Annotated in this window: 10 protein-coding genes, 3 rRNA genes and 1 riboswitch; of the genes, 1 reads left to right on the top strand and 12 read right to left on the bottom strand. The window is 65.8% G+C overall.

What is annotated here, in order from left to right:
• Complete coding sequence (locus BJ964_RS12570) at positions 1-1,656, top strand: Na+/H+ antiporter (RefSeq protein WP_188120838.1); 1,656 nt, start codon at positions 1-3, stop codon at positions 1,654-1,656.
• Here BJ964_RS12570 and BJ964_RS12565 read toward each other — a convergent pair.
• The 12 genes from BJ964_RS12565 to BJ964_RS12510 form a co-directional block, all read right to left on the bottom strand.
• Complete coding sequence (locus tag BJ964_RS12565; protein WP_188120837.1) at positions 1,653-3,224, bottom strand: ABC transporter permease; 1,572 nt, start codon at positions 3,222-3,224, stop codon at positions 1,653-1,655. The genes BJ964_RS12570 and BJ964_RS12565 overlap by 4 nt on opposite strands.
• Positions 3,221-4,123: an ABC transporter ATP-binding protein gene (locus tag BJ964_RS12560; protein ID WP_188120836.1), complete on the bottom strand. Its 903-nt coding sequence runs from the start codon at positions 4,121-4,123 to the stop codon at positions 3,221-3,223. The genes BJ964_RS12565 and BJ964_RS12560 overlap by 4 nt, the downstream gene beginning before the upstream one ends.
• Positions 4,124-4,135: 12 nt before the next feature.
• Positions 4,136-4,735 carry a TetR/AcrR family transcriptional regulator gene (locus BJ964_RS12555; RefSeq protein WP_188120835.1) on the bottom strand — a complete coding sequence of 200 codons (600 nt, stop codon included), beginning with the start codon at positions 4,733-4,735 and terminating at the stop codon, positions 4,136-4,138.
• 30 nt (positions 4,736-4,765) lie between these two features.
• Positions 4,766-5,674 (bottom strand): ABC transporter substrate-binding protein, encoded by a 909-nt coding sequence (locus tag BJ964_RS12550; protein ID WP_188120834.1) that lies wholly within the window; start codon positions 5,672-5,674, stop codon positions 4,766-4,768.
• Entirely contained in the window at positions 5,671-7,584 is a 1,914-nt protein-coding gene (locus BJ964_RS12545) for a putative bifunctional diguanylate cyclase/phosphodiesterase (RefSeq protein WP_229806616.1), read from the bottom strand. Before BJ964_RS12545 ends, BJ964_RS12550 begins: the two co-directional genes overlap by 4 nt.
• Positions 7,585-7,762: 178 nt before the next feature.
• Positions 7,763-9,931 (bottom strand): discoidin domain-containing protein, encoded by a 2,169-nt coding sequence (locus BJ964_RS12540; protein ID WP_188120832.1) that lies wholly within the window; start codon positions 9,929-9,931, stop codon positions 7,763-7,765.
• Between the two features lie 288 nt (positions 9,932-10,219).
• Complete coding sequence (locus BJ964_RS12535) at positions 10,220-11,644, bottom strand: glycine hydroxymethyltransferase (protein ID WP_188120831.1); 1,425 nt, start codon at positions 11,642-11,644, stop codon at positions 10,220-10,222.
• A 20-nt stretch (positions 11,645-11,664) separates the two neighbouring features.
• Positions 11,665-11,755: riboswitch (ZMP/ZTP riboswitch) on the bottom strand.
• A 175-nt stretch (positions 11,756-11,930) separates the two neighbouring features.
• Positions 11,931-12,293, bottom strand: a complete 363-nt coding sequence (locus BJ964_RS12530) for a hypothetical protein (RefSeq protein WP_188120830.1) — start codon at positions 12,291-12,293, stop codon at positions 11,931-11,933.
• A 159-nt stretch (positions 12,294-12,452) separates the two neighbouring features.
• Positions 12,453-12,569: ribosomal RNA gene (gene rrf, locus BJ964_RS12525) — 5S ribosomal RNA — on the bottom strand.
• A gap of 101 nt (positions 12,570-12,670) precedes the next feature.
• Positions 12,671-15,780 (bottom strand): 23S ribosomal RNA (locus tag BJ964_RS12520).
• A gap of 384 nt (positions 15,781-16,164) precedes the next feature.
• Positions 16,165-17,681, bottom strand: a 16S ribosomal RNA gene (locus BJ964_RS12515).
• The 16S, 23S and 5S rRNA genes sit together here, the layout of an rRNA operon.
• 1,011 nt (positions 17,682-18,692) lie before the next feature.
• Entirely contained in the window at positions 18,693-19,103 is a 411-nt protein-coding gene (locus BJ964_RS12510; protein ID WP_188120829.1) for an ATP-binding protein, read from the bottom strand.
• Between the last annotated feature and the right edge of the window lie 11 nt (positions 19,104-19,114).

Genomic DNA, 19,114 nt, shown 5'->3' with positions numbered 1-19,114 from the left:
ATGAGTTACGAGGGGATCCTGCTTTTCGTTCTGGGCGCGGTCTGTGTGATCGTCGCCGTCCGATGGGTCACCGAGAAGACCGGCCTCCCGGCGGCGGCCCTGCTGACCCTGATCGGCATCCTGTACGCCTACCTGCCGGGGCCGAACCTCGACCTCGATCCCAAACTCGTTCTGACCTTCGTCCTGCCGCCGCTGCTCTACAACGCGGCACTCGATTCGTCCCTGCTGGACATCCGGCGCAACATGCGTACGGTGATCAGCCTCTCGGTGGTGCTGGTGCTGGTCACCGCGCTCCTGATCGGCCTCGGCTTCTCGCTCTGGGTGGCCGGGGCCACCCTCGCGGCCGGCGTGGCGCTGGGCGCGACCGTCGCACCGCCGGACCCGGTCGCGGCGCTCGCCGTCGGCCGCAAGGCCGGGCTGCCCAGCAAGCTGGTCACCCTGATCCAGGGTGAGGGCCTGCTCAACGACGCGACCGCGCTGACCATCCTGACCGTGGCGGTGGCCGCCTGGAGGGACGGGAACTTCAACTTCGACAACGCGGTCGGCCAGTTCGTCATCTCGGCGGCCGGCGGGGTGCTGGTCGGCGTGGCCGTGGCCTACGCCGTGCGGATGCTCAAGGCCCTGCGCTACGACCCGCTCAACGCCAACGCCCTCTCCCTGATCACCCCGCTCGCGGCGTACCTGATCTGCGAGAACTCGTTCGTCCACCACTACGTCACGATCTCCGGCGTGCTGGCCGTCGTGGTGGCCGGCCTGATCGTCGGCCACGACACCCCCCGGTACGCGACCGGCGCCAGCCGCCTCCAGGTCAGCGCCGTCTGGCGGCTCATCGACTTCCTGCTGGAGGGCATGGTCTTCCTGCTCATCGGCCAGCAGGTGCCCGAGGTGGTGGAGGGCCTGCGCAGGTACGAGCCCAGCACCATCCTGATCGCGCTGGCCATCACGCTCGGCGTGGTGCTGCTGCTGCGCCCGCTCTGGCTGGTGACCACCCAGTGGCTGCCGCGCTCGCTGCACACCCGGCTGGGCGGCCAGGACGAGCCGGAGGCCGACGTCGAGAAGCGCGAGGCGCCGCTCACCGGCAAGGAGGTGGTCGCGCTGAGCTGGGCCGGCACCCGCGGCGTCATCACGCTGGCGGCCGTCTTCACCCTGCCGATCGGCTTCCCGGACCGCGAGCTGCTGCATTTCTGCGCGATCGCGGTGGTGCTGGTCACCCTGATCGGGCAGGGGCTCACCTTCGCGCCGCTGGTGCGCTGGCTGGGCCTGCGCGCCAACCAGACGGACAAGGCGAAGCTGCGCAACGAGGCCCGCTCGGCCGCCGTGATCGCCGCCCTGGACCGGCTCGACGACATCCAGGAGCAGCAGCACGACAACGTCGAGGACGAGGCCATCGAGACGATGCGCAAGCAGCTCCAGTTCCGCCTGGACCGCTACCAGCGGCGACTCGACCTGCTGGAGCAGGTCGAGTCGCACGAGGTGCCGGAGTCGCCGCAGTACGAGGCCGCGCTCATGGTCCGGCAGGCGGTGATCGACGCCGAGCGCGAGGAACTGCTGCGCTGGCGCGACGCGGGCCGCCTCAACGACGACAGCCTGCGCGTCCTCAACCGCGAGCTGGACCACGAGGAGCTGGTCCTGCCAAAGCGTCCTTCGAGCTCCTAGACCGGCAGGTCGCGGCGGCGCAGGGCGATCAGTCCGGCGCCGCCCAGACCGGCCGCGATCACCATCAACATCATCAGGGGTACGGTCGCGAGCTCCCCGCCGGGAAGATGCGGGACGTGGGTGAACGGCGAGATGTCGAGCACCCACTGGTCCACCTCGAGCAGTGGCCCGACCAGCATCACCAGCAGGCATCCCGCGACCGCCGCCCAGGCCGCCTGGGCCAGCCGGGGAACCGCTCCGACCAGCAGCGCGGTCAGCCCGGCCAGCACCCAGACGGCGGGCAGCTGGGCGATCGAGGCGCCCAGCACCGGTCCGGGATCGCCGTGCACCAGCCCGGCCGTGAGCCCCTCGGCGAGCAGTGCGGCGGCCGGACCGAGCAGCGCGAAGAGCAGGTGGCCGGTGGCCCAGGCGTACCGGTTGACGGCGGTGCTGAGCACCGCCTCGGCGTGCCCGGTCTGCTCCTCGTCGCGCATCCGCAGCGCCGCCTGCACGGCGTAGCAGGACACGATCACCCCGCAGATCGCGGCGGTGGTGGCGAAGTAGTTGTCGAGCACGGCATCCGCCCCGCCGAGCCGGCTGAACACGTCGGTCATGTTCGTCGAGTCCTCGGTGAGCTCCGCCACGCTGCCGGCGACCCCGCCGAAGACCAGCCCGAGGGCGGCGAACCCGCCGGTCCAGCCGAGCAGCAGGCCGCGGTGCAGGCGCCAGGCCAGCGCGACCGGCGAGCTCAGGCCCGCGGCCGCGGTGGCCGGCCCGAGCCGTCCGGCGACCAGGGCGCCGCCCACATCACGCCGGGTCGAGAGGTACGCCGCGGCGCCGACCGTGGCGACGGAGACGACCAGGGTCAGCAGCGCCGGCCCCCAGGCGTCCGTCCCGAACGGGAACACCCGGTGCACCCAGCCGACCGGGGACAGCCAGGACAGCCACTCCATCCGCTCGTCGCCGAGCGCCGAGATGTCCCCGCCCATCCGCAGCACGTAGGCCGCGCCGAGAACCAGCACGGCGATCGTCCGGGCGCCGCGGGCGGTCTCGCTCACCTGTGCGGCGACCGCACCGACCCCGGCGAAGACCCAGCCGCTCAGCGTGAAGACCGCGCCCAGCGCCACCGACCCGCCGGCCGGCAGTCCCTTGCCGATCAGGGTCACCGCCACCAGCACACCCATCACGAGGCAGGCCGCGGCGGTGCCGAGCACCGCGGCGGCGAGCTGCGCGAACCGGCCGACCACGGTGGCCCGGATCAGCTCGGTCCGGCCCGCCTCCTCGTCGGCCCGGGTGTGCCGGATCACCGTGAGCAGGGCGGCCAGGCCGATCATCACCGGCACGAAACCGCCCCGCCAGACCGTCAGCTCGCCGATGCTGGTGCCGTGCAGCGGACCGTAGAGGGCGACGAATCCGGCGTTCCCCGAACTGATCCGGGCGTAGTCGATCCGTTCCTGCGCGGTGGCGAAGAGGGTGTCGAACCCGGTGACGTAGACATAGGGCAGGAGGCCGAGCCCGAGCACCCAGAGGGGCATGGCGACCCGGTCCCGGCGCAGCACCAGCCGCAGCAGATCGAGGGTGCCGGTCATCGCGCGGTCTCCTCGTCCCGCGTGTAGTGGCGCAGGAACAGCTCCTCCAGCGAGGGCGGCTGACTGACCAGGCTGCGCACCCCGGCGGCGACCAGCGCCTTCAGGGCCGGCTCCAGGGAATCGGCCTCCACGTCGAAGGCCACCCGGCCGTCCTCGGTGATCAGGTCGTGGACACCGGCCAGGTCGCCCAGCCCGTTCACCGGGCCGGTCAGCTCGGCGCGGATCGTGGTGCGGGTGAGGTGGCGCAGGTCGCCGAGGGTGCCGGTCTCCACGACGCGGCCGGCCCGGATGATGGTGAGCCGGTCGCAGAGCGCCTCGACCTCGGACAGGATGTGGCTGGACAGCAGCACGGTGCGGTCGCCGCGCCGCTTCTCCTCCAGGATCACCTCCCGGAAGACCTCCTCCATGAGGGGGTCGAGGCCGGAGGTCGGCTCGTCCAGGATCAGCAGCTCCACATCGGAGGCGAGGGCCGCGACCAGGGCCACCTTCTGCCGGTTGCCCTTCGAGTAGGCCCGGCCCTTCTTGCGCGGGTCCAGCTCGAACCGCTCGATCAGGCTGTCCCGCCGCTTCCGGTCGGCGCCGCCACGCAGCCGCCCGAGCAGGTCGATCACCTCGCCGCCGGTGAGGTTGGGCCAGAAGGTGACGTCACCCGGCACGTACGCCAGCCGGCGGTGCAGCTCGGTGGCGTCGGCCCAGGGATCGCCCCCGAGCAGCCGCGCCGATCCGCCGTCGGCCCGCATCAGCCCCAGCAGGATCCGGATCGCGGTGGTCTTGCCCGCCCCGTTCGGCCCGAGGAACCCGTGCACCTCCCCGGTGCGGACCCGCAGGTCCAGTCCGTCCAGCGCGGTGACCGCGCCGAACCGTTTGATCAGTCCCTCAGCGTCGATGGCCTCGGACATGGATCGCCTCCATCACGAATCACCCAGCCGATCCAGTGCCTTCAGTGCCTGGTCGGCCTGCTCTTGTGTGAGGAGTGGCTGGGTGAAGATCTCCAGCGAGGCCCGGATCATGCGCAGATAGCCGGGCATCTCACCGGCGTCCTCACCGAGGACCGCGGTGAGCTGGTCGCGCATCACGAACATGCCCAGCTTCATGGCGCCCAGGAGCGCGGCGAAGGCACGCGGGTCCGCCGTCTGGAGCGAGGTGCCGGCCAGCCACCGCTCGCCGTGCTCGACGGCCTGGGTGAACATCGCCATGCCACGCGGCGAGCCGTCCATCAGGGACCGCACCAGATAGCGCTGGAGCACCAGGAACTCGGGGTCGATCGGGCCGAACGTGCCCAGCTCGGTGAACCGCATCTGGATCTGGACGACGCGGCTCATCGCCCACTCGTCGCAGGCGTCGCGCAGGCCCTCCTTGGACCCGAAATGGTGCCGCAGCAGGCCTGAGGAGACACCGGCGGCCTGCGCGATGTCCCGGATCGAGGCGCTGGCGACACCACGCTCGGCGAAGAGCGCGATGGCCGCTTCCCGGATCCGGGCACGGGCGGTCAGGTCGCTACCACTACTCACACGTATAGCCTACTACACGCTCGTGTAGTTTCACCCTGCCGGCTTTGACGGCTGTCCGTTGATCATCGCGGCCGGGATCGCTCCCGAGTTCAAACCCCAGCGGGTCAGCAATTCCGTGTACACACCGGAGGTGATCAGCCGATCCAGCGCCGCCTGCAGGCAGTTCCGCAGCTCGCTGTTCTCCTTCGACACAGCGATACCGAGCAGGCTCACCTCGTACTGTTCGTCCGACGCCATCTCGAAGAACGCACTGGTCCGGGCGGCGGTCGCCAGGTACATGGCCGCCGGGAAGTCGTTCAGCACGGCAGCCGCCCGCCCGGTACGCAACTGCACCAGCGCATCCGCGTTCGTCGGGAAGTCTGCGATGGTCATCGACCGGTTCCCGCACGTCTTCTGGACACCGCGCAGCATCGTCTCCTGGAACGTTCCCTTCTCGGTGGCGACGACCTTGCCGCAGAGACTGTTCAGATCGGAGATCCCCTGCGGGTTCCCGCGCTGGACCACAATCGACGTACCGGTATGGAAGTAGTTGACGAAATCGGCCTGCTCCCGCCGTTCGGCCGTGTCCGTCATCATCGACAGCACCCCGTCGTAGGTGCCGGCCACCACATCGTCCAGCGCCGTGTTGAAGGGGCCCACCACCATCTCGGCACGGATGCCGAGCACCCCACCGAGTGCGGCGGCCAGGTCCGGCTCGAACCCGATGATGGTGCGCCCGTCCGCGGCGAAGTACTCCATCGGCGCGTAACTGGCATCCGTCACCAGCCGGATGAACCCGGTGTTCCGGACCGACTCCGGCAGCCTGTCGTGCAACTCCGGGTCGACCGCCACACCGGCGGTCGCGTCGAAGGGATCGCTCTGCTCATCCGAGCCGCCCCGCGAGCAGGCGCCCGTCACCAGCATCAGAAGGACACCGGCCGCGGCCATCAAGCGCCTCATCTACTCACCCCTTCTACCTCGGTGGACGGCACGACGGGAACCGGACTGACCTGTGGCCAGGGCACCGGACGCCCGAACAGATAGCCCTGCGCCTCGTCGCAGCCCACCTCGGCCAGCCATTGGCACACCTCCGGCGTCTCGACACCCTCGGCGGTGACCCGGCTGCCGAGACCGTGCGCCAGTTCGATCACCGAACGCACGATGGCCTGACTCTGCGGATCGTGCGCCACATCGGCGACGAACACCCGGTCTATCTTGATCTCGGTGATGGGCAGCCCGCGCAGCTGTGACAGGCCGGTGTATCCGGCGCCGAAGTCGTCGACCGAGATCCCGATGCCGGACGCGCCCAGCTGGGCGATCGCGCGTACCGCCGCGTCCATGTCGCTGACCAGCGCGGTCTCGGTGACCTCCAGGATCAGCCGGTGCACGGGGGTGCCGACCTCGGCGAGCAGGTTCAGGACGAACTGCGGAAAACCCGGGACCTCGAGATTGCGGGCCGAGACGTTCACCGACAGTGCCCAGTCCTGCCCCGTCGCCGTCCAGCACGACTGGTCGGCGAGCGCCCGGCGCAGCACCCACTCGGTGAGCGGCACGATCAGCCCGGAATGCTCCGCGGCCGGCAGGAACTCGCCGGGCGGGAGTAGCCCATGTTGCGGGTGCTGCCAGCGTACGAGCGCCTCCAGGCCCCGCACCTCACCCCCGGGCAGGCCCACCTTCGGCTGATAGTGCAGCACCAGTTCATCCCGCTCCAGCGCGTGCCGTAGTTCGGCCTGAACCATCAGCCACTGGTGCGGATGACCGGCCCCGGCACCACTGAAGATCACGATGTCCGCGGTGCCACGCTTCCCCTGATACATGGCAGCGTCGGCACTGTTCATCAGTTGCTGGAACGCAATGCCGTGTTCCGGGTACAGGGCGACACCGAAGCTGGCCTCGATCCTCAGCGGCACCCCGTTCAGGACCAGTTCCTCGGAGGCCCGTTCGTGCACCGTCTCCAACAGCGCCATCGCCTCCACCGCGTCACGGCCCGGCAGCACCGCGGCGAACTCGTCGCCACCCAGGCGCGCCAGGATGTTCTCCGGACCCAGCGCGGCACGCATCCGCGTGGAGACCACCTGCAACAACTCGTCGCCGGCAAGGTGGCCCAGCGTGTCGTTGACCTCTTTGAACCGGTTGAGGTCGACCAGGACGACCGCGCCCTGGCTGCCGTCACGGGCCGCCGCGGCGAGCACCGCCTCGGCCCGGGTCCGGAACGCCGCCCGGTTCGGCAGGCCGGTCAGCGCATCGTGCTGAGCGGAGTGTTCCTGCCGCGCTGCATACCGGCTCAGCGACCGGGTGGTCCACCAGGCGAGCAGCGCCAGCACCAGGTAGAGGGCGGCGAGCCCGCCACCCATGCGCCACCAGGTGCTGTTGACCTGCTCCCGCAACTGCTTGGCGATCGGCTCGTACGGCAGATACAGCTCCAGCACACCGATCGACTGCCCCGAGGCGCTCGTGATGAGCGGCTGCAGCACCCGGATCACGTCGACGTCCCCGTTGATCACCTGGGCGCGCGAGCCCCCGTTCGCGGCGGCCTGGAAGTCCGGGTCGGCGACCGGTACCCCACCGCTGGTCGACCCGTCATCGGAGAAGACCACCTGCCCGGTGAAGCTGCGCACCCGCAGGCGCAGCACCAGCCCGTGAAAGATGGCGTGCTCAGTGGCACGGTGCATGCCTTCGGTCTGTGATGCGCTCAACCCGTCGGTGAGCCCTCCGCCGCGTGCGCCGGACGCCTCCTCACCGCCGAGCGCGGGCCCGATCGCCATCTCCGCGATCACGGCGGCCTGCGCCAGTCCCTGCGCTTCGCCCTGCTCGGCCGCGTCCTGCTGGTAGCCCTGCATCATCACCGCGGCGAGCGCGACGACCGGCACCAGGCTAGCCGCGGCGTACGTCGCGAACAGACGGGAACTGGTCCTTGCGCCTACTTGCCGACCATCCCGACGCAACCTCATGCGAGGCTGATCGACATCCGGTGGTGTGCCTTGAGGGAATCGGCGGGTGCGGGGGTGGCCGGAGCCACCCCCGCGAAGATCACCGGCGTGGTGGATGTCAGGGGAAGTTGACGACGTACGACGGGACCGTCGCCGTCCCCTGAGCCGCTCCTCCGGTGGTGTTGACGACGTGGTCGATGACCCCGTTGCCGCCCAGCGACACGGTCAGCAGGTTGTGCAGTTTCACACCGGACTTGACCGGCACCTCGAACCCACGGTCCGCGTGGATCGACGGGTTCACGTTGAAGTAGCAGTAGCTGCCCATGCCCCACGCCTCGTGCGTGGTCACCGAGTCGGCCACCTTGTACGCGGCGTACCCGTTGGCCCCGGTCCGCCAGGCGGCCTGGGTCGGCGGGTCGTACGGCATCTCGTTCTGGAGGAAGTAGGTCCGGCCACCGTTGCCGTTCCAGACCACCTCGTACTTCTGGTAGTGCTCGACGAAGAGCCCGTACCCGATGACGTCCTGGCCGTTGACGATCAGGCCGCTGTCACCGGTCGCGACGTTCCACCCGTACGTCCCGGCGTTGCCGTGGTCGGCCCGCCACGCCCAGATGTGGTCGACGATCACGTTGTTGCTGTTCACCAGCAGGCTGTTGGTGGCCTTGCCGGCGATGTAGCCGCCGATCCGGAAGAACACGTCCTGCACGGTCGACGGGTTGGCGGCGTGGTTGGCCGACGATCCGTTCGGGCCCATCACCAGCAGGTTCGCCGAGTTGGTGGTACCCGCGTCGAACAGGATGCCGGCGATCTTCACACCGTCGACATCGGCGACCTGCATCGGGGTCACGCCGTTCACCGGGATGATGGTGGCGTAGCCGAGGCCGAGGACGACGGTGTTCGCCCGGGTCACGTTGATGGTCTGGTCGATCTGGTAGATGCCCGGCTGGAAGATCAGGTTCAGGCCCTGGGCGAGCGCCTGGTTGATCCGCGCCGCGGTGTCACCCGGCTTGGCCACGTAGAACTGGCTCAGCGGGATGCCGGCGCCCGGCGTGTTGCCGTTCGCCCAGCTCACCCCGGACGAGTTGCTCGTCAAACTGGGCACGAAGACCGCGTAGTCGCCGCCGCTCTGGTAGAGGTACGGCTTCTCCCGGATGACCGGGGTCGCCGCGATCGTGGTGTAGGGCGGGTTCGGGTAGGCGGCGCCCGACGGGGCACCCTGCACACCCACGAACATCTGGTTCCAGACCGCGTTGGTGTTCGACGCGATCTGGCTGTTCCGGGTGAACCACTGCTGCTGCGAGTACTGGCCCTCGGAGCCGCTGATCCGGGAGTCGGCGATGTAGCCGCCGGAGGCCCAGCCGTAGCCGTTGGGCGCCAGGTTCAGGTCACCGTGCACGTCCATCCGACGGAACGGCGCCGCCTGCGACACGGCCCAGCGGTTCGCCCCGTTCACCGGGTAGACCGACAGGTTCTCGGTGGAGCGCCAGAAGTTCTGGGTGGCGTTGCCCTGGAACCAGCCGGCGTCCACGGTGATGTCCCCGTTGATCCGGACGTCCTGCGGGTTCTGTCCGAGGCCGACCACCGACGTGTAGAAGCCGACCTGGATGTTGAGGTTGTTGTAGGTGCCCGGTTTGAACGCCAGCACGTACCGGCCGGTGCCGAACTGGGCCGACTCCTGCTGGCGGAAGATCTCGTCGGCGCGGGCCTGGATGGTGGCCGACGACATCGACGGGTCGAAGACGACCACGTTGGCGCCGAGGCTGCCGCCACCCGGAACGCCTCCGCCGCCGGTCTCGCCGAAGACCTTGAACTCCCACAGCGAGTAGCCGTAGGTGGTGGTCCGCTGCGTGCCGTACATCCGGACGTACCGGCCGGTGCCGGTGACGGCCAGCGACTGGTTGCCGCCGGTCGAGGTGGTCGTCGAGTAGACCGTGGTCCAGCTGGACGCGTTGTCGGAGACCTGGATCTGGTACGCCTTGGCGGCCGCGGTCTCCCAGTTCAGTTCGACCCGGGTGATCGCCTGGGAGGTGCCCAGGTCGACCTGGAGCCACTGGGGATCGGCGAAGGCCGACGACCAGCGGGTGCCGGTGTTGCCGTCGACCGCCTCGGTGGCGAGGTAGGCGCCGGGCGCTTCGGTGGACGAGGCGGTGGCCGGCTTTCCTTGCGAGAGCAGGACCTCGGCGGCGGCCGCGCTGCTGCCGGTGATCGCGGTCAGCCCGGCGACCAGCACGGCCACCAGGCCACCGGCGGCGCCGCGCCGCCAGGGCGAGCGTCTGGGAACGGACATGGCATCTCCTAGGACGGAAGAAGAATGATCATGGGAGAGCGCTCACCCGACTCCTGACGCTAAGAGTTCCCCGGTTCACAATCCAGACTTCGGCGCGGTTCCGGAACCGGCGCGGGTTTTCCCAGCTCAAAACATGTTCTCGCTGGCTGGGGCGATTCGGGACCGTCAATAACAGAGATTCCGGAACCGGTTCCGCTAACGTTCGTAACAACTCACATTGAGGAAGAAGGACACAAAGACGACGGAGCCCTCCACCCGGCGGGGTGAAGGGCTCCGAAGAGAAGAAGATCAGCCGAGGTCGACCGACGGGTAGAGCGGGAACGGCGCCAGCAGCTCGGTGGCCTGCTTGCTGATCCGGTCGGCCAGGGCCGGGTCCAGGTTGAACTTCGCCTTCGACCCCTCGGCCGGCGTGGTCGCCGACAGCACGTTGTGGATCAGCTCGGCGATCTGGTCCATCTCCGCGACGCCCAGGCCGCGGCTCGTCAGCGCCGGCGTGCCGATCCGGATGCCCGACGTGTACCAGGCGCCGTTCGGGTCCTGCGGGATCGCGTTGCGGTTGGTGACGATGCCGCTGTCCAGCAGCGCCTGCTCGGCCTGGCGGCCGGTGATGCCGAACGGGTGCACGTCGATCAGCACCAGGTGGTTGTCGGTGCCGCCGGAGACCAGCCGCACGCCCCGCTTCAGCAGACCCTCGGCGAGCGCCTGGCTGTTGGTGACGATCTGCTGCGCGTACGTCGAGAACTCCGGCCGGCGGGCCTCCGCGAACGCGATCGCCTTCGCCGCCATCACGTGCGGCAGCGGGCCACCCAGCACCATCGGGCAGCCGCGGTCCACCTGGGCGGACAGCTCCGGCTGGCAGAACACCGCGCCACCACGCGGGCCGCGCAGGCTCTTGTGCGTGGTGGTGGTGACGATGTGCGCGTGCGGGATCGGGTTGAAGTCACCGGTGAACACGCCACCCGCGACCAGACCGGCGAAGTGTGCCATGTCCACCATGAAGGTGGCGCCCACCTCGTCGGCGATCTCGCGCAGCGTCGCGAAGTTGACCTTCCGGGGGTACGCCGAGTAGCCGCCGACGATCACCGCGGGCTTGAACTCCCGGGCCGTCTCCCGCAGCGCCGCGTAGTCGATCTGGCCGGTCGCCATGTCGACGCCGTAGCTGCGCTGGTCGAACATCTTGCCGGAGATGTTCGGCCGGAACCCGTGGGTGAGGTGGCCACCGGCGTCCAGCGACATGCCGAGCAGCCGCTGGTTGCCGAACGCCTGCCGCAGCTCGGCCCACTCGGCGTCGGTCAGGTCGTTGATCTGCCGCTTCTCGAACTTCTTCAGGTACGGCACCTCGACCCGGTCGGCCAGGATCGCCCAGTAGGCGACCAGGTTCGCGTCGATGCCGGAGTGCGGCTGAACGTAGGCGTACGGCGCACCGAACAGAGCCTTGGCGTGCTCGACGGCGATCGACTCGACGGCGTCGACGTTCTGGCAGCCGGCGTAGAAACGACGGCCGATCGTGCCCTCCGCATACTTGTCGGAAAGCCAGTTACCCATGGCGAGCAGGACAGCCGGGGAAGCGTAGTTCTCACTCGCGATCAGCTTCAGCGACTCACGCTGGTCGGTCAGCTCCTGCGCGATCGCGTCGGCGATCCGCGGCTCCACGGACCGGACCACCTCGAGGGCGGCGCGGAAGGCGGTGGATTCGGCGTTCAACTCAGGCATGGGACCTCCCTATCACGAAGCGAAGAGGCCCAGGCGCACGGCAAGTCGTCATCTCGACGAGGCCGCTCCCCGATGGTCAACCATCCGAACGCGCCAGTCACGGCCTGCCCGCCAGCATACCGGCTTTCCAACCCCCCTTTTCCGGTACGCCCGGAGCACTGACAGAAGCAGATGGACCGCCCCCGGCTACGCCGCTGCCGCCGGATCTCCTGATCGCCCCCGTGACGACAAGATCCCCGGCGGCAGCGACCGTTCCGAAGGTGGCTGTTCCGCCTGCTCGACGGCCTTACCAGTAGATGTGCCCGCCGTCCCCAATGATCGAGACATCGGGATCCCGGTCCGCCGGCACTGCGGCACGGCCGCCGTTCCCGGTAGACCCGGCAGCCTCCGGCCCACTCCGGAGCGGCGTCGTGACACCCGTCTCAGCGGCCGCGGCCTCCTCAGCGAGCCCGTCGCCGGTGAACTTCTCGGTCTTCGCCGCCGGCACCGTCACGGCGGCCTTCTCCTGCGGCTTCGTCTCCGGCTTCTCCGACGAGGAGACCACCGCGGCCGGCGGCCGAACGCCCTCCGAGGCCTGGACAGCAGGACCGCACCCGGCCAGCAGGGCCAGTCCCACGATCCCCGTCAGTACCGCCAGCGTCCGTCGCATCGCGCTCTCCCCGAATCCCGTAGCTCCCGTATTCATAAGGTGCGATGCCGGGCCGGCGGTCTTGGTTCGCGAAGTTCGGTAACGGAACGATAACGGGTTCCGGATCAGGGCAAAAAGAAAGGCCCACCCCGCATGGGGTGGGCCTTTCTATCACGTTGAGTCCGGCGGCGTCCTACTCTCCCACACCCTCCCGAGTGCAGTACCATCGGCGCTGGAGGGCTTAGCTACCGGGTTCGGAATGTAACCGGGCGTTTCCCCTCCGCTATGACCACCGAAACAGCCATCAGCGTGGAACAAACCAGCAACCCAAGACTTCTCCCGGGGTGGTTGTTCGTTTGCTGTGAATCACACAGTGGACGCTAAGCATAAAATTTAGGGTGGTTAAGCCCTCGGCCTATTAGTACCGGTCAACTCAACACGTTACCGTGCTTACATCTCCGGCCTATCAACCCAGTAGTCTAGCTGGGAGCCTTACCCACTCAAAGGTGGTGGGATACCTCATCTCGAAGCAGGCTTCCCGCTTAGATGCTTTCAGCGGTTATCCCTTCCGAACGTAGCCAACCAGCCATGCTCCTGGCGGAACAACTGGCACACCAGAGGTTCGTCCGTCCCGGTCCTCTCGTACTAGGGACAGCCCTTCTCAAGTATCCAACGCGCACGGCGGATAGGGACCGAACTGTCTCACGACGTTCTAAACCCAGCTCGCGTACCGCTTTAATGGGCGAACAGCCCAACCCTTGGGACCTGCTACAGCCCCAGGATGCGACGAGCCGACATCGAGGTGCCAAACCATCCCGTCGATATGGACTCTTGGGGAAGATCAGCCTGTTATCCCCGGGGTACCTTTTATCCGTTGAGCGACACCGCTTCCACACGCAAGTGCCGGATCACTAGTCCCGACTTTCGTCCCTGCTCGACCCGTCAGTCTCACAGTCAAGCTCCCTTGTGCACTTACACTCAACACCTGATTGCCAACCAGGCTGAGGGAACCTTTGGGCGCCTCCGTTACCCTTTAGGAGGCAACCGCCCCAGTTAAACTACCCACCAGACACTGTCCCTCGACCCGATCAGGGCCGCAAGTTAGATACCCAAACCCAACAGAGTGGTATTTCAACAATGACTCCACCCGAACTGGCGTCCGAGCTTCACAGTCTCCCACCTATCCTACACAATTAAATTCAGATACCAATGTCAAGCTATAGTAAAGGTCCCGGGGTCTTTCCGTCCTGCCGCGCGTAACGAGCATCTTTACTCGTACTGCAATTTCGCCGGGCCTGTGGTTGAGACAGTGGGGAAGTCGTTACGCCATTCGTGCAGGTCGGAACTTACCCGACAAGGAATTTCGCTACCTTAGGATGGTTATAGTTACCACCGCCGTTTACTGGCGCTTAAGTTCTCCGCTTCGCCCCGAAGAGCTAACAGGTCCCCTTAACGTTCCAGCACCGGGCAGGCGTCAGTCCATATACATCGTCTTACGACTTGGCATGGACCTGTGTTTTTAGTAAACAGTCGCTTCCCCCTGCTCTCTGCGGCCATACCACGCTCCACCCGCAAGGGGCTTCACGCGTCCGGCCCCCCTTCTCCCTAAGTTACGGGGGCAATTTGCCGAGTTCCTTAACCACAGTTCACCCGTCGCCTCGGTATTCTCTACCTGACCACCTGTGTCGGTTTGGGGTACGGGCCGCTCAGAACATCGCTAGAGGCTTTTCTCGGCAGCATAGGATCAATGACTTCACCAGAACGGCTCGGCATCACGTCTCAGACTATATGCACCGCGGATTTGCCTACGGTACGTCCTACACGCTTACCCCGGCACAACCACCGGCCGGGATCATCTACCTTCCTGCGTCACCCCATCGCTAAACTACTACCCACCAAGTTCCTAGTCTCCATGCTTTTTGGTCCGAAGACCGCCGGCACTTCAAGTAGTTAGTACAGTGAGGTTCGTCTTGGGCGCTCTTTTGCGGGTACGGGAATATCAACCCGTTATCCATCGACTACGCCTCTCGGCCTCGCCTTAGGCCCCGACTCACCCAGGGCGGATTAGCCTGGCCCTGGAACCCTTGGTCATCCGGCGGAAGGGGTTCTCACCCTTCATTCGCTACTCATGCCTGCATTCTCACTCGTGTAGCGTCCACGGCTGGATCACTCCGCCGCTTCACCCGCAACACGACGCTCCCCTACCCATCAACACGCCTGGATCATGATCCGAAAACCATGACCGAGCAAAGTGTCAATGCCACAGCTTCGGCGGTGTGCTTGAGCCCCGCTACATTGTCGGCGCGGAACCACTTGACCAGTGAGCTATTACGCACTCTTTAAAGGGTGGCTGCTTCTAAGCCAACCTCCTGGTTGTCCATGCGATCCCACATCCTTTTCCACTTAGCACACGCTTAGGGGCCTTAGCTGGCGATCTGGGCTGTTTCCCTCTCGACTACGAAGCTTATCCCCCGCAGTCTCACTGCCGCGCTCTCACTTACCGGCATTCGGAGTTTGGCTGATTTCAGTAAGCTTGTGGGCCCCCTAGACCATCCAGTGCTCTACCTCCGGCAAGAAACACGCGACGCTGCACCTAAATGCATTTCGGGGAGAACCAGCTATCACGGAGTTTGATTGGCCTTTCACCCCTAACCACAGGTCATCCCCCAACTTTTCAACGTTGGTGGGTTCGGTCCTCCACGCGGTCTTACCCACGCTTCAACCTGCCCATGGCTAGATCACTCCGCTTCGGGTCTAGAGCATGCGACTAAAAACGCCCTATTAAGACTCGCTTTCGCTACGGCTTCCCCACACGGGTTAACCTCGCCACATGCCACTAACTCGCAGGCTCATTCTTCAAAAGGCACGCCATCACCCCGAAAGGCTCTGACGGATTGTAGGCGAACGGTTTCAGGTACTATTTCACTCCCCTCCCGGGGTACTTTTCACCATTCCCTCACGGTACTTGTCCGCTATCGGTCACCAGGAAGTATTCAGCCTTACCAGGTGGTCCTGGCAGATTCACAGCAGATTCTAGGAGTCCGCTGCTACTCGGGAACACCACAAAGAGGTCATACACTTTCGTCTACCGGGCTCTCACCGTCTACGGCCGACTTTCCCACGTCGTTCGACTAGCATAAGACTTTGTAACTCTTCGACTGTCTGTCAGAACAATCAAGTGGGTCCCACAACCCCTCACGTGCAACGCCTGACAGCTATCACACACGCAAGGTTTAGGCTACATCCGCTTTCGCTCGCCACTACTCACGGAATCACGGTTGTTTTCTCTTCCTACGGGTACTGAGATGTTTCACTTCCCCGCGTTCCCCTCACACGCCCTATGAATTCAGGCATGGATGACACGACATGACTCGTGCCAGGTTTCCCCATTCGGACATCCTGGGATCACAGCTAGGTTGGCAGCTCCCCCAGGCCTATCGCGGCCTCCTACGTCCTTCATCGGCTCCTGGTGCCAAGGCATCCACCGTTCGCCCTTGACAACTTAACCACAGAAAACAAGATGCTCGCGTCCACTGTGCAATTCTCAACCAACGACCAACCCACAACCTTCAAGGCCGTCCCACCAAACCTCAGAAACTGAGCGGTATGGGAGGCCAGGTCATGCCTGGCATTGAAAAACAACCACCCTCACGGGCACCGGCACTCAGCCGGCCTACGCGGGTTGTTCTTTCAGATACCCAACAGGGTGCTTTCTTTGTCGCCAGAATCCAGCCGCACCGACCCGCGTTCCACGCCACCGAAGCAGCTGTACTAACAAAGGCCGACCGTTGCCGGTTCTGACTAGCCAGTGTCTCCGCCTGTGAGCTCCTCACCAGCACATTCGGCTGATGCAGGATTTCTGTCCGCCTTTCAGCGGAAGAATGCTCCTTAGAAAGGAGGTGATCCAGCCGCACCTTCCGGTACGGCTACCTTGTTACGACTTCGTCCCAATCGCCAGCCCCACCTTCGACGGCTCCCTCCCTTACGGGTTAGGCCACCGGCTTCGGGTGTTGCCGACTTTCGTGACGTGACGGGCGGTGTGTACAAGGCCCGGGAACGTATTCACCGCAGCGTTGCTGATCTGCGATTACTAGCGACTCCGACTTCACGGGGTCGAGTTGCAGACCCCGATCCGAACTGAGACCGGCTTTTTGGGATTCGCTCAACCTCACGGTCTCGCAGCCCTTTGTACCGGCCATTGTAGCATGCGTGAAGCCCTGGACATAAGGGGCATGATGACTTGACGTCATCCCCACCTTCCTCCGAGTTGACCCCGGCAGTCTTCGATGAGTCCCCGCCATTACGCGCTGGCAACATCGAACGAGGGTTGCGCTCGTTGCGGGACTTAACCCAACATCTCACGACACGAGCTGACGACAGCCATGCACCACCTGTGCACGACCCCGAAGGACCCCCCATCTCTGGAGGATTTCCGTGCATGTCAAACCCAGGTAAGGTTCTTCGCGTTGCATCGAATTAATCCGCATGCTCCGCCGCTTGTGCGGGCCCCCGTCAATTCCTTTGAGTTTTAGCCTTGCGGCCGTACTCCCCAGGCGGGGCGCTTAATGCGTTAGCTGCGGCGCAGAAACCCGGAGAGGGTCCCCACACCTAGCGCCCAACGTTTACAGCGTGGACTACCAGGGTATCTAATCCTGTTCGCTCCCCACGCTTTCGCTCCTCAGCGTCAGTATCGGCCCAGAGACCCGCCTTCGCCACCGGTGTTCCTCCTGATATCTGCGCATTTCACCGCTACACCAGGAATTCCAGTCTCCCCTACCGAACTCTAGCCTGCCCGTATCGAATGCAATGTCAGAGTTGAGCCCTGAGATTTCACATTCGACGCGACAAGCCGCCTACGAGCTCTTTACGCCCAATAAATCCGGACAACGCTCGCGCCCTACGTCTTACCGCGGCTGCTGGCACGTAGTTGGCCGGCGCTTCTTCTGCAGGTACCGTCACTTGCGCTTCGTCCCTGCTGAAAGAGGTTTACAACCCGAAGGCCGTCATCCCTCACGCGGCGTCGCTGCATCAGGCTTCCGCCCATTGTGCAATATTCCCCACTGCTGCCTCCCGTAGGAGTCTGGGCCGTGTCTCAGTCCCAGTGTGGCCGGTCGCCCTCTCAGGCCGGCTACCCGTCGTCGCCTTGGTAGGCCATTACCCCACCAACAAGCTGATAGGCCGCGAGTCCATCCCAGACCGAAAAACTTTCCACACAGACTTCATGCGAAGCTGTGTCGTATTCGGTATTAGCCCCCGTTTCCGAGGGTTATCCCAAAGTCCAGGGCAGGTTACTCACGTGTTACTCACCCGTTCGCCGCTCGAGTACCCCGAAGGGCCTTTCCGCTCGACTTGCATGTGTTAAGCACGCCGCCAGCGTTCGTCCTGAGCCAGGATCAAACTCTCCAACAAAATCTGTTGAACAATCGTCCCGGCAACATAAAAGTTGCCAAAGGAATCTCCCACCCATCGCCTAAACGATGAGCCGGGGTATTGCCATAATTGGCACTGGCTTATCAAGCACCCTGTTGAGTTCTCAAAGAACAACCGCACACCATCAAACCGTTCCGCATTCCGCGGCCCGTTCTCCGGGGCACTCGCTCTACTTTACCCGAGCTATTCCGTCTCGCCAAATCCGGGGTATTCCCGATTTCGGTGAGCTAGGAATTCGCTCAAGTCCCGCGGAAGCTTACACGATCGCTCGTGCGCTAGATCCTTGGGGTTTGGCAGGACGGCCGGTCTAGCGGATCTCTCCGCTTGCCTCGCCCGTTTCCCTGCCGGCTCGGAGAACATTACCCGCTCCCTCCAGCAACGCCAAATCGGCCCCCACACGTGATCGCACTCCCGTGGCCCCTGGTGCCGGCGAGCCGAAAGAGTTTCTACGACCTTGCGAAGCCCCCCGGTACGCAATGAACATCCCTCTCACCGATCCCACCACCAACAGAAATGGCGCCCAGCAGCATTCGCGCAGTTCAGCCCCCTTTCCAAGCCACCTCCCACCGCCCGGCGCCCGTCGCACCCCACGACCAGCCGGACGAGATGGGCCACGACGCGCGGCCGGAGGGAGACGGCGCGGGCACAGAAGCGGTCACGGCGCGCGACCGCGTGGAAGCAGGCGTGACGCGCGACCGCGTGGAAGCAGGCGTGACGCGCGACCGCGTGGAAGCAGGCGTGACGCGCGACCGCGTGGAAGCAGGCGTGACGCGCGGACGTGTGGAAGCGGGCACGGCCTGCGCGCGGGGGTGGGGCGGGTGGGTTTGTGCGGTTGGGGTGCTCAGGGCGTACAAGAAAAGGGAGGGCGAGAGAGTCGCCTGGATCGAGGTCGGAGGGTCGGCGCCCGGGTGGGGAGGCGGCTTCAGCCGCACGGTGGGTGAGTGGGACCGGGCCGCAGCCGCACGGTGAGGTGAGTGGGACCGGGCCGCGTCAGGTGGTGAAGACGGCCCAGACGTGTTTGGTGGTGGGGGTTCGGTACCAGCCGAGGTCGGTGGCGAAGGTGCGGGCCAGGTGCAGGCCCAGGCCGCCGGAGCCGATGGGGCGGGACTGGTCGAAGAGGGGTTCGCCGGTGAGGTCGTGGTCGGCCACGTCGAGGATGAGGTGGCCGGGCTCCTCCAGGAGGCGGATAACCGTGGGTGGGCGGCCGTGGCGGAGGGCGTTGGTGGCCAGTTCGGTGGCGACCACCGCGATGCGGTCGAGGCCGTCGTCGTCGATCAGGGTGCCGGTGACCGCCTCGCGCAACTCGGCTCGCAGTCGCCGTAGGTCCTGGACGCTGGAGAGGGTCCAGCGGCGTTGCTCGGTCGCCGCCGGGTGCGGGACCGGGGCGGGCAGCGACGTCATGTGCCTATCTT

It is taken from the genome of Actinoplanes lobatus, from assembly GCF_014205215.1.
GTDB lineage: Bacteria > Actinomycetota > Actinomycetes > Mycobacteriales > Micromonosporaceae > Actinoplanes > Actinoplanes lobatus.
The sequence above is the reverse complement of the archived record's forward strand: the minus strand, read 5'-3'. Positions and strand labels throughout refer to the sequence as shown.